Source organism: Dolichospermum sp. UHCC 0352 (assembly GCF_009711925.1).
Lineage (GTDB): Bacteria > Cyanobacteriota > Cyanobacteriia > Cyanobacteriales > Nostocaceae > Dolichospermum > Dolichospermum lemmermannii.
This window is the reverse complement of record NZ_VIKY01000184.1, coordinates 1-11,080: the sequence shown is the minus strand read 5'-3', so window position 1 is coordinate 11,080 and position 11,080 is coordinate 1. Positions and strand designations below refer to the sequence as shown.

General features: G+C 40.0%; 14 protein-coding genes. 9 read left to right on the top strand and 5 right to left on the bottom strand.

Going from position 1 to position 11,080, the window contains the following annotated elements:
* Nucleotides 1-71: 71 nt before the first annotated feature.
* The 3 genes from FJR06_RS12765 to FJR06_RS12755 all read right to left on the bottom strand — a co-directional run bounded on the left by FJR06_RS12765 (nucleotide 72) and on the right by FJR06_RS12755 (nucleotide 2,613).
* On the bottom strand, nucleotides 72-1,247 hold the full coding sequence (locus tag FJR06_RS12765) for a DUF3086 domain-containing protein (protein ID WP_015078873.1): 1,176 nt from the start codon (nucleotides 1,245-1,247) through the stop codon (nucleotides 72-74).
* A gap of 138 nt (nucleotides 1,248-1,385) precedes the next feature.
* Nucleotides 1,386-1,775 carry a DUF3119 family protein gene (locus tag FJR06_RS12760; RefSeq protein ID WP_015078874.1) on the bottom strand — a complete coding sequence of 130 codons (390 nt, stop codon included), beginning with the start codon at nucleotides 1,773-1,775 and terminating at the stop codon, nucleotides 1,386-1,388.
* A 58-nt stretch (nucleotides 1,776-1,833) separates the two neighbouring features.
* Entirely contained in the window at nucleotides 1,834-2,613 is a 780-nt protein-coding gene (locus FJR06_RS12755; protein WP_015078875.1) for an MlaE family lipid ABC transporter permease subunit, read from the bottom strand.
* A gap of 332 nt (nucleotides 2,614-2,945) precedes the next feature.
* Here FJR06_RS12755 and FJR06_RS12750 point away from each other — a divergent pair, with 332 nt between their 5' ends.
* On the top strand, nucleotides 2,946-3,242 hold the full coding sequence (locus tag FJR06_RS12750) for a hypothetical protein (protein ID WP_168633352.1): 297 nt from the start codon (nucleotides 2,946-2,948) through the stop codon (nucleotides 3,240-3,242).
* A gap of 482 nt (nucleotides 3,243-3,724) precedes the next feature.
* Nucleotides 3,725-4,546 (top strand): signal peptide peptidase SppA, encoded by an 822-nt coding sequence (sppA, locus tag FJR06_RS12745; protein ID WP_015078877.1) that lies wholly within the window; start codon nucleotides 3,725-3,727, stop codon nucleotides 4,544-4,546.
* A 25-nt stretch (nucleotides 4,547-4,571) separates the two neighbouring features.
* On the opposite strand, the gene FJR06_RS24710 is transcribed toward sppA, so the two are convergent.
* Nucleotides 4,572-4,697, bottom strand: a complete 126-nt coding sequence (locus FJR06_RS24710) for a hypothetical protein (RefSeq protein WP_256369500.1) — start codon at nucleotides 4,695-4,697, stop codon at nucleotides 4,572-4,574.
* 51 nt (nucleotides 4,698-4,748) lie between these two features.
* Between FJR06_RS24710 and aroH the strand changes: the two genes are divergently transcribed.
* From aroH to FJR06_RS23980, 6 genes are all read left to right on the top strand, one after another.
* Nucleotides 4,749-5,162 (top strand): chorismate mutase, encoded by a 414-nt coding sequence (aroH, locus tag FJR06_RS12740; RefSeq protein ID WP_015078878.1) that lies wholly within the window; start codon nucleotides 4,749-4,751, stop codon nucleotides 5,160-5,162.
* Between the two features lie 39 nt (nucleotides 5,163-5,201).
* Nucleotides 5,202-5,489: a hypothetical protein gene (locus FJR06_RS12735; RefSeq protein ID WP_168651560.1), complete on the top strand. Its 288-nt coding sequence runs from the start codon at nucleotides 5,202-5,204 to the stop codon at nucleotides 5,487-5,489.
* A gap of 110 nt (nucleotides 5,490-5,599) precedes the next feature.
* Nucleotides 5,600-5,812 carry a type II toxin-antitoxin system HicA family toxin gene (locus tag FJR06_RS12730; RefSeq protein ID WP_015078880.1) on the top strand — a complete coding sequence of 71 codons (213 nt, stop codon included), beginning with the start codon at nucleotides 5,600-5,602 and terminating at the stop codon, nucleotides 5,810-5,812.
* Nucleotides 5,805-6,023 (top strand): type II toxin-antitoxin system HicB family antitoxin, encoded by a 219-nt coding sequence (locus FJR06_RS12725; RefSeq protein WP_015078881.1) that lies wholly within the window; start codon nucleotides 5,805-5,807, stop codon nucleotides 6,021-6,023. Before FJR06_RS12730 ends, FJR06_RS12725 begins: the two co-directional genes overlap by 8 nt.
* Nucleotides 6,024-6,391: 368 nt before the next feature.
* Nucleotides 6,392-6,841 carry a hypothetical protein gene (locus FJR06_RS12720; protein WP_015078882.1) on the top strand — a complete coding sequence of 150 codons (450 nt, stop codon included), beginning with the start codon at nucleotides 6,392-6,394 and terminating at the stop codon, nucleotides 6,839-6,841.
* Nucleotides 6,842-6,843: 2 nt separating this feature from the next.
* Nucleotides 6,844-7,527 (top strand): hypothetical protein, encoded by a 684-nt coding sequence (locus FJR06_RS23980; protein WP_015078883.1) that lies wholly within the window; start codon nucleotides 6,844-6,846, stop codon nucleotides 7,525-7,527.
* A gap of 179 nt (nucleotides 7,528-7,706) precedes the next feature.
* On the opposite strand, the gene crtR is transcribed toward FJR06_RS23980, so the two are convergent.
* Entirely contained in the window at nucleotides 7,707-8,591 is an 885-nt protein-coding gene (gene crtR, locus FJR06_RS12710; protein ID WP_015078884.1) for a beta-carotene hydroxylase, read from the bottom strand.
* 542 nt (nucleotides 8,592-9,133) lie between these two features.
* Between crtR and pyk the strand changes: the two genes are divergently transcribed.
* Entirely contained in the window at nucleotides 9,134-10,903 is a 1,770-nt protein-coding gene (pyk, locus tag FJR06_RS12705) for a pyruvate kinase (RefSeq protein ID WP_015078885.1), read from the top strand.
* Nucleotides 10,904-11,080 lie beyond the last annotated feature (177 nt).

The window sequence follows — 11,080 nt, the reverse complement described above, 5'->3', positions numbered from 1 at the left end:
TCTCCAAATGCTTCGCCCGTACAGTTGTTAGTTGTTTTGCCAATCACCAATCACCAATCACCAATGACTAATTAAAAATCATCGTCAAAATTCCGATCTTTCATAGTTTTCGGGTCAGGGGCAAAAGCTAACCAGAGAGGGAATTGCAGTAAAGCTAAACTAATTTGTTCCTCAGAATCATCAATGATAATAAAAGGCATTTGATTGGCTGTAACTAATCTCTCGGCTTTTTGGGCTAAAGCTGTCGGTGCTTCAAATAATACCACTCCTCTGTCGGGGCCAAAATCAGGACGACCAATACCTAAACAATCTTGTAAACCGCGTCGCCATTCGCCTAAACGTTCTGGAGTATTTGCTAAAATCAGAGTTCGCACCCTGTCCCCATATAGTTGATGTAATATAGAAACTGCCGACGAAGCAATTAAAATATTCTGTAAGCGGCTACCCATTGTCCGCAAAGCACCCCGTCCACCTAAGGTAAATAACCAATTTGATAGTTTTTCGGCGTGAATTGGTTCAAAAGTCCGGCGTAACTGCCAGGGTGGTCCATAATAATCTGGCTGGTTACGATATTGGTCAAGCAAGCGGCGGATTTTTTTAGTAGTATCCTGAAACTGCTGTTGGCCAAGTTGTGGGGCTTCTAATTGTTCTTTAACAGGTTTTGCTTCTCCCTGTGGTGGTTTTTCCCGTTCTCGGACAGGTTGTACCAGTTGCATTTGTTCCGCCGCTGATGCCAAATCCTGTAAACTGCCTGTGAGATAGTCCTTAAAACCCTGTACCCGAATTGCTATATCTTGAGAAGTCCCCGCAAAAGTAGTCCGCATTTCATTGCGAATGCGTTCTTGACGACGTTCGAGTTGTTCTACAGAAATTTGTAAAGTTTGTTTGCGTTGTTCTAACTGCGATAATGACTCTTGGACAACTTGCGAAAGTGCGATTTGGGTTACACTTACTTGCTTCTGAAGGGTTTCATAAGTAATTTCCAATTGAGTAATTTCTGCTTTTAAGTCTGCTGACCTATGCTGCAACTGGATTACTTTTTGCGCTGGTTGTGTATATAGTGAATCTGCCGATTCTAATGCTGTTGTTTCTGTGGTTAATGACGTTACCAATTCACCAGATGCTTCAGCTTCTAATTCTAAATCAGCAGATGGTTTTTCTAGTATTTCATCTGTAGGAGGTTGCACTTCTATTTTTTCTAACCACTTATTTATGGTTTCTGGAGTTTGAGATTCTTCTGGGTTCATAAACAACAATATAAATTTTCAGACTTACTGAATTCAGCTATGAAATTCTCTTACTTTAATTTATGGCTGACACCGCACTATCAAAACTCTTCCCTTTGCGCCTTTGCTCCTTTGCGACTCTGCGCGAAACAACAAAATCTAATCAATGCGTGGACAACGTTCTTCTAAACAAGATTTTAAGGTTTTGGGGTCAAATAAAATTGGCAAAAAGTGAATACTGTTCACTTCTTTAAAATAGAACAAAATGGGAACTCGATTCCAGAATATTCGCCAATTTTGCCATTCTTGGTAAGGAAAACGCTTAATTAACTTTTCTCCTCTATAAAGATCAAAATCGGTAGCGGTAAATTGAAAGCGTAGTGTTACAGCTTGCAACATCAAAAACAAACCCAATAACGTCAATATTCCTCCCAACCAAGGTTGTACTAATAGTACGGGAATAGCGCCCAAGACTAAGACAACAGGAATATTGTAACTTGGCTTTAGTTCTACTGTTGATATGGTGTTAGGTGTCAATGAACTGGTCAAAATCTTTTCTCCTACTTACATAATTCGTAATTCTTAACGACTCTATCTTGCCTCTAAATCATTTTACTAATCCACTACCCGGACCCTGAAACATTACCCAAGACAGAAAGAAGTTGCTAATGAATATAACTAATAAGGCAGTGACAACAGCAGTTGTTGTTGATTGTCCCACACCTTTAGCACCTCCAGTAGTGGTTAAGCCCCAACTACAGCCGATAATGGCGATTAATACACCAAAGCAAGCAGCTTTAATCATAGCACTGCCAATATCCCAGATATCGAGAAAGTCACGCGCTGAGTCTAGAAATACTGTATCTGAAAGGTTGTAAATATGAGTGGCTATAAGCATTCCCCCAGACATTCCTGTAATTAAGGATAACAAAGTTAAAATCGGCAGCATGATGAAGCAAGCCAGAAGCCGGGGAATGACTAGATAATCAATAGGATCTGTTTTTAACATTAACAGAGCATCTATTTGTTCTGTGACTTTCATTGTGCCGATTTCTGCCGCAAAAGCCGAACCTACCCTTCCAGCTAAAACTACTGCTGTTAATACGGGGGTAAGTTCTCTCGTCAATGCTACTGCTAACACGCCACCAACGAGGTTTCCTGCCCCAAAATTGATGAACTCCCTTGCTACCTGAATTGTAAATACTGCACCCACGAATATGGCTGTTAATAGGGCAATAAAGAAGGAGTCGGGTCCAACTATTGCCAATTGTTCTAGGGTGTTCCGGCGGTGAATTTTACCTTGGATTAGGTGAAATAAGACTTGTCCACCTAAAAATATCGCGGCCAGCAATCGCTGACTCCATGTTTCTAAACTGGATTTAGCCATTGGTCACTGGTAGTGGGGAATGGAATTAACATTACTAATATGCAAATTATTAACTTAGTTTACGACTAGTCTCATAAAATTGAGCGAGTTTTTACAGTGTTTTTACTTCTAGTAAACTGCACACTGAGATACAAACCCTGATTATTTCATGGTTTTACAGATTTGAAACATCGCAAACACTAAATGCACCTGGAGTAACTATTACCAGTACAATTTAATGAAAACTTAAGATTCTTGACGAAATAAATGTTTGGGAGCGATCGCCAGTATTGTAGAGAGTGGCAGATAAATTTTCGGCTATCTCTCAAGTTACCCACTATCCCGGTCTCGAAATGACTATTTTTAGTAACTTTTTTCGCTCTCTCGTCCTCACCACCATTTTTAGTTTTCTTGTCCCTGTGTTCTTCATTGGGGGTTTGTTGGTGGTTTTATGCCTTTTTGGCTATGTCCCTGGGCTACAAGGGATAATTTCCGATGTCTCTATCCAAATTCTGTATTTTCTCGCCACTTTCGGCAGTGGTAGTTCCTTCAACGGTCTCTTGACAATTGGTCTGACTTGTGGCTTTGTCGGGGCGTTATTTGATATCTATGTTTATTACCGCTATCAAATTCTCCGCACTGACTCTTAAAAGTTAATAATGCATCAAATGAGTGTTGATGATTTACACAATCAAAAACAAGTAATCTTAACCAGTCGTAAATTTTAGCTAATTTTCCTAAAAGCTATTGTCCTTGGGCTGGAAAATTCTGTTTTTTAATGTCCTTATTTTCCCAAATGCTTGTGTAGTGCAGTGGTACGACACAATATTTTTAGATGTCTATATTTGTAAAAGCAAATATTTTTCAATACTTGTCTTTTGCTCCTTAAACATACCAAATAAAACTACACATCAAATCTAAAAATTTCCTAAAGCTTTTCAATAATGATCTAGCTGCTAACTTTTATTCATAGCCAGGAGAGGACAAAACAATTCAAAATAAAAAATTGTTACTCCCTGTCCCCTTCCCAAGCCCTAATTCCCAATCGGATTAAAGGTAAAGCCCGTTAGCTTCACCCTAGGCGTTCTATATTAAAGATATTCACAAAGATTAAAAAGTTATTTGATTGCCCATGATTTGGCCATTTAAGCCCAACTTTCGGAAACAAATTGCGCGGATTGAAGTTAGCGGTGCTATCGCTGGTGCAACCCGTAAGCACGTCCTAGAAGCCTTGAAAACCGTAGAAGAAAGTAAATTTCCCGCTTTATTACTACGCATTGATAGTCCTGGGGGTACAGTGGGAGACTCCCAAGAAATCTACAGTGCCCTCAAGAGATTAGCTAAAAAAACCAAAATTGTCGCCAGTTTTGGCAATATTTCTGCCTCTGGTGGCGTTTATATTGGTATGGGGGCAGAACATATCATGGCGAATCCAGGCACGATTACAGGCAGTATTGGGGTGATTTTGCGAGGAAATAACCTAGAAGTGCTGCTGGAAAAAATTGGCGTTTCTTTTAAGGTCATTAAGTCAGGACCCTACAAAGATATATTAGCTTTTGATCGGCAACTAACAGAACCAGAAGAAACTATTCTGCAAGACTTGATTGATTGTAGCTATCAACAATTTGTGGAAACGGTAGCAGAAGCTCGTTCACTAACTGTAGAAAAGGTAAAAAGCTTTGCTGACGGCAGGATTTTTACCGGACAGCAAGCCTTAGCATTGGGCGTTGTCGACCGCTTAGGAACAGAAGAAGATGCACGACGGTGGACAGCAGAATTAGTAGGACTTGATCCGGAGAAAACTCTTTGCTATACGCTAGAAGAACGGAAACCATTTTTGAGTCGTGTTTTACCGGGAAGTCGTCAAGCTAAATCGGTTATTGGTGCGGGAATCAATTGGCTAGAATTTGAAGTTTCTACAAGTGGTTTACCTATGTGGTTATATCGTCCATAGTAAAGTTGTCATTGGTCATTAGTCATTAGTCATTAGAAGTAGTAAACAACTGACAACTGACAACTGACAACTGTACGGGCGAAGCATTTGGAGAACTATTTTTGGCAATGACCGATAATTTATCTTCCAAATGCTTCGCCCCTACTGACAACTAACAACTGACAACTAACAACTGACAACTGACAAAAGGAGGATTTTAGAAGTGGAATGGCAAATGCGAGCAATTCGGGGTGCAACAACCGTTGCAGAAAACAGCGTCGAAGCAATTCGAGATTCAGTGACAGAATTATTAGATGAATTGGAGCAAAGAAATCAACTCCAACCAGACGATATGATTAGTGTGACTTTTTCAGTAACAAAAGATTTAGATGCTATTTTCCCAGCAGCGATCGCTCGCAGTCGTCCTTTGTGGGATAGTGTAGCTATGTTGGATGTTCAACAAATGCACGTTGAGGGCAGTTTACCGCGCTGCATTCGCTTTTTAATTCACGCTAATTTACCAACATCTACCCCCATTCACCATATTTATTTACGTCAAGCAGCTAAACTGCGTCCAGATTGGAGTTTACCCCAAACGTTACAAACTTCACAGCACGTATTGGAGACGAAAGTTTAAAATTAGCAGGTCAATAACATAATTAAAGTTAGCGCATTCATGAGCTATTACAGTGGTGACGCGGCTGCTCAACCTGCTGCTATTGGTGGGAGTATTTTCACTCATCGGGGTACTGGTGTATGTGTGAAATTAGACGCTTTTTTAAATATTCTCACCAAAGGTGAAGAGCCGCTTGTCATTGTCACCAGTGAAGGTTATTTTACGAAAATATATAAGTATGTGACGGCGTATAAGGGTTTTGTGTTTTTCACAGAATCCTTAGATAAATTGGAGTTTGGTAGCAATATTGAGGTGATTTACGTGCAGAGTTTAGGGACGGATATTTGAAGTGACAATTGACAAGGTAAAATATTGAAAATAACTATTTAACTGGAAAAATTTGGTTGTCTTTCAATATCTGACTAGATTGGCATATATAAGACTAATTTTGAAAAAAGATGCCAAAAAAAATTAGAGAGCTTAAGCAAATGCTTGTCCAGGCTGGTTTTACAGAACTACCAGGAAAAGGAAGTCATACTAACTGGATACATCCCCTATATTATGGAAAGGTAACGATTTCAGGCAAAGATGGAGCAGATGCTAAACGCTACCAAGAAAAGGAAGTAAAACAGGCAATTGAGTCAATAGTGGATAAGAAAGAAGATGAATAAACTCAAGTACCAAATGATAATTCAGTGGTCTGAGGAAGATAATTGCTTCTTAGTAGGATTCCCTGATTTTCCAGGACAAAAATGGCGCACTCATGGGGATACTTACGAGTTAGCCGTAACCAATGGAATTGAAGCCTTAGACTCTCTTATTATTGCTTACGAAGCTGCGGGTGATGCACTTCCAAAACCGACAGTTTGTAATGCGGCATAGGCAAGCATTGAAGTAAAATAACCCAACAATGCTGGTTGGGTTTTCTGACCTGGTTTTTGGGTTGATTAAATCATATTATTACGTATAATTACTGTATGTTACTAAGCCAATAGTTAATACATTATACTCACTGTTGTTGTCTTAAATACAAAATCGGGCGATCCTTGGTTACAGAATCCTTAGATAAATTGGATTTTGGTAGCAATATTGAGGTGATTTATGCTCAGAGTTTAGGGACGGATATTTGATAAAATAAATCAGATGGCGGATAAATATTAATCCCTTGCTGGTTATCATTTATATTCGACATTGTGTTAAAAAGATAATTAAAGCTTCTGCTGCTTTATCTAGCAGGAGTTTCAGCATATATGTCACTTTACTTAGGGCAAAGAAATCGTAACGGGTTAACCGATAGACAAATAGAATATTGTATTGAGGCTTGGCAAGTCTTATGTGGTGATGAGGATAGAATCCTAATTACAGATGAAGCCAATATAAATAGTTCTCGAACGCGTTTTGTAGAAGATAGAAATGTTGTTGATTTAGGAGCAGATGCTTATCCTGGAAATAACTCTAGTGCAAATTCTCGAATGTCTGTCCTTGCCTGTTTAGCTCACGAATTATCACATATGCAACGTTTTGATAGGGAATATAGGCGACCTTTGGATATGCCTGATATACTTATTGATGAAGCTGAAACAAGTTTGAATGCTTCTTTTCATATTGCGCTCGGTTCAAAAGATAGAGAAGACTTAATAGAAGATGCAAGAGATAGACTAATCGAATGGTTAGATAATCAATCCCAGTCAAGAGAATAACTATGATTACAAGAGTAGAGCCAAGTGGTGTAATCCTAAAAGATATCTGTGAGATTCAAACAGAAAAGTGTGTTGCCAAAGATTCACCAGCAGCTATTACGGCTGTATGGTATTCTCCAGGACGTAAACAGGTTAATGTATGTCGCTCCTGTCTCGATGAAATGGTACGCAGGGGAGAATGGGAGGTTAAAGGTGCTAGGTTAAGTCCTCGCCCTGATATAACTATTTTTGATGCAGAAGGAAAAATTCAGCTAATAGCAGAAGTTAAGAAGATATCTCTATCCGCAACATCTGCCCAACTTCGGCGTGCAACTGAAATCAGACGTAATTTACTAGCACACTCAGCCATACGAAATACTCCCTTCTTTCTCATTGCTTTTCCTGATAATTTCTATTTATGGAAAGAAGAAACACCTGATAGAGATCACGAATCAGCAGACTATCAATTTAATGCCAAGAATACTATTAAAAACTATGCAGAGAAAAGACAAATTTCTCTAGAAGAAATGTCTCCACAAGAGTTTGAGTTATTAGTTTATGATTGGTTAAGAGATTTAGTTAATTCTCAAAGCTCCAAAGATAGTTTAGAATGGGCAACTACATCAGGACTTTATGATGCTATCAAAGATGGTTCAGTTGCAATGAATGTTACATTACCAGAAACATCACATTCTGTGTTGATTTAGTGTGTAAGAATAATAGCTTATACCCAATAAAAGTTTAATAATTCAGGTAAGGTGATAAGATCCCCGACTTCTGTGATCAATTTATTATTTATGGACAGAATAAATAAAAGAAGTCGGGGATCTGGGTATCAACAAGTATCACAGATGAATACTTACAACTTCAGATGTAGAAAAACACATCAATGGTGATGAAAATGAATACCTATGAAAACATCATAGACAAACTCAAAAAAGTCCTTCTTCTGCAATAACCCGGAAGTTTGCGGACTCCCCTTTTCATCCAACAACGGCTTCATCAAATAATAAGCTGGCTGGTAATTATACCAAGGAATCGAAGGCCACAGATGATGAATTAAATGGTAATTCTGTCCCAAAATCAGGATATTGAGAACCTTACCAGGATAGACGCGGGCATTTTTCCAGCGATTTCGCTCCACAAAGGGACGGTGGGGTAAATAATCAAAAAAGAACCCCAAAGTTATTCCAATCACAAAAGCGGGAATAAACCAAAAGTTAAGAATATAGCCCAAAAAATGATATTGGACAGAAATATAAACAATAGTAATGACAATTAAGCGACTAATAAACCATTCTAGTAGTTCATAATTCCGCCATAACCGTCTTTGGAAGAAAAATACCTCATGGTACAAAAATCTCACCGCAATTAACCACAGGGGACCACCTGTAGAAACATAATGATCTGGGTCATCTTTAGGGTGATTTACATTACCATGATGCTGTAAATGTACTCGTGTAAATACTGGAAAAGCAAAAACTAGGATTAAGGCACTACAATGCCCTAAAATAGCGTTAACAATGCGATTGCGATGGGCAGACTGGTGACAAGCATCATGAATCACCGTTCCTGAACAATGTAACGCCAGAGTATTTATACTAAAACATAACCAATCTGGCCATTCCCAACACCAATACCCAAAGTTGGATAAAACCAACATGATCACCACTACTAAAAACAGTAGTAACGTCGGGTTAAAATCACCAGGAGGTGATAAAAGTTCTTTTGGGGGGATTGTCAGTGGCTTTTGTGCCTCCGACGTGAGCATTACTAACTCCTTTAATAATCAATCTTTACGAATCATACTATTAATCTTAGTTAAGAGTAAAGTTATGTAAAGCAAGATTTATTCACAGTCTGGCTGCAGAATCAATAAATCAGGCTATGATTCTTTGCTAAACCAGCGCTGTAGACAAAAAACTCTCCCAGAAGCAGGTTGCCGATCAGATTAGTGTACGATATCAAATCTATACCATAATTACCTCTCTAACCGCTTATAACATTGATATAGCAGTTACTCAAAAAGAGAGTCCGTTTAATTCATACCAATTTGTAAAATGATGGCGATTAATGGAAAAATGGGTGTTGCTGATTTGAGGTATGAACGTGATTTTTAATGATGTGAAAACTCTTGTAGAGACGTTCCATGGAACGTCTCTACACCTCAATTCATACTTGGTTTCAGCAAGTCCGAAAAATGATTTGCTGATACAGTCAGTATTTCATCATCCAAAATCTCAAATTTCAAATGGTATGAGACAACATGACGATTAATTCCCAGGTAGATCCCAAAAATCTTGAACCCAGCCCATGACGAAATTAAGAGATTCTCAGCGCCGAACTAAAATTGTTGCTACTATTGGACCTGCTACCAGCAGCCCAGAAATGCTAAAAGCGATTATTGAAGCGGGCGCAACAACCCTGCGGCTAAACTTCTCCCATGGAACTCATGCTGATCATCAGCGTAGTATTCGGTTAATTCGGCAAACCGCTTTTGAACTAAATAGACCAGTAGCAATTCTGCAAGATTTACAAGGTCCAAAAATTCGCTTGGGGCGGTTTGAAACTGGCTCTATAATTCTAGCAAAAGGCGATCGCTTCACGTTAACAAATCGCCTCATCGAAGGAACACAGCAAATAAGCTGCGTTACCTACGATTACTTAGCAGATGAAGTTCCCGTTGGTTCAAATATCCTCCTCGATGATGGCAAAGTCGAAATGGTAGTAGAGGAAATTAACCGCGAAAAAGGTGATTTACATTGTCGGGTTACAGTTCCCGGTAAACTTTCCAACAACAAAGGTGTTAACTTTCCGGGAGTTTACTTATCCATTAAAGCCATGACCGACAAAGACCGCGAGGATCTGATGTTTGGTCTAGACCAAGGTGTTGACTGGGTAGCCCTTTCCTTTGTCCGCAATCCCCAGGACATTATCGAAATTAAAGAACTAATTTCCAGCACTGGCAAAAATGTGCCTGTGGTTGCCAAAATCGAAAAGCATGAAGCTATCGAACAAATGGAAGCAGTTCTATCTTTGTGTGATGGGGTGATGGTGGCTAGAGGTGACTTAGGGGTAGAATTACCGGCGGAAGATGTACCCGTACTGCAAAAGCGGCTCATTGCTACAGCCAACCGCTTGGGTATTCCCATCATTACCGCCACCCAAATGCTCGATAGCATGGTCAGCAACCCCCGTCCCACCCGTGCGGAAGTATCTGATGTCGCCAACGCGATTTTAGACGGTACAGACGCGGTCATGCTTTCCAATGAAACCGCTGTTGGTAGTTTTCCAGTGGAAGCTGTAGCTACTATGGCCAGAATTGCTGAACGGATTGAACAAGAAGAAACCCTGAACACCAACTCCCGTCTGTCACGAGATAACAGGCGTTCTATTCCCAATGCGATTAGCCAAGCCGTTGGTCAAATTGCGGAAAATTTGGGCGCGGCGGCAATTATGACTTTGACACAAACCGGGGCTACAGCCCGCAACGTTTCTAAGTTCCGTCCCAAAACCCCAATTTTAGCCATCACACCTCATGTTAATGTGGCACGACAGTTACAGATGGTATGGGGAGTAAGACCGCTGTTGGTGCTGGAATTACCTTCTACGGGTCAGACATTCCAAGCGGCTATTAATGTTGCCCAGGAAAAAAACCTCTTAACTGAAGGTGATTTAGTCGTCATGACTGCTGGTACACTTCAAGGCGTTTCTGGGTCAACGGACTTGATTAAAGTAGAAATAGTCACTGCCGTACTCGGTCAGGGAATTGGTCTAGGACAAGGTTCTGTAAGTGGCCGCGCTAGGGTAGTTCATAATGCTATGGATGCCAGTAATTTCAACCCTGGTGATATTTTGGTGGCATCCCGCACTGGTGTTGATTACGTAGAAGCAATTCGCAAAGCCGGGGGGATTATTACTGAGGAAGAAAGTCTCACAAGTCACGCCGCTGTTATTGGTTTACGTCTTGGTGTGCCTGTGATTGTGGGTGTCAAGGAAGCGACACAGGTAATTAAGGATGGGGCGATTTTGACTTTGGATATGCAGCGAGGTTTAATTTACTCTGGTGCTGTGGGAACTTAAATTCAATCGCTAATCTAATAATCTCATAGCATTAGCACTGCCCCGACTATGAAACAGATAAGTGGAAGCAGTGCTTTTTATTGACACTCTGCGGTCTAAAGACACGCAGATTCTTTAAGACTTGCTTAAAAAGGATAGTCAATTATCCTCCTAGACGCTCAAGGCAACTACCAGTAC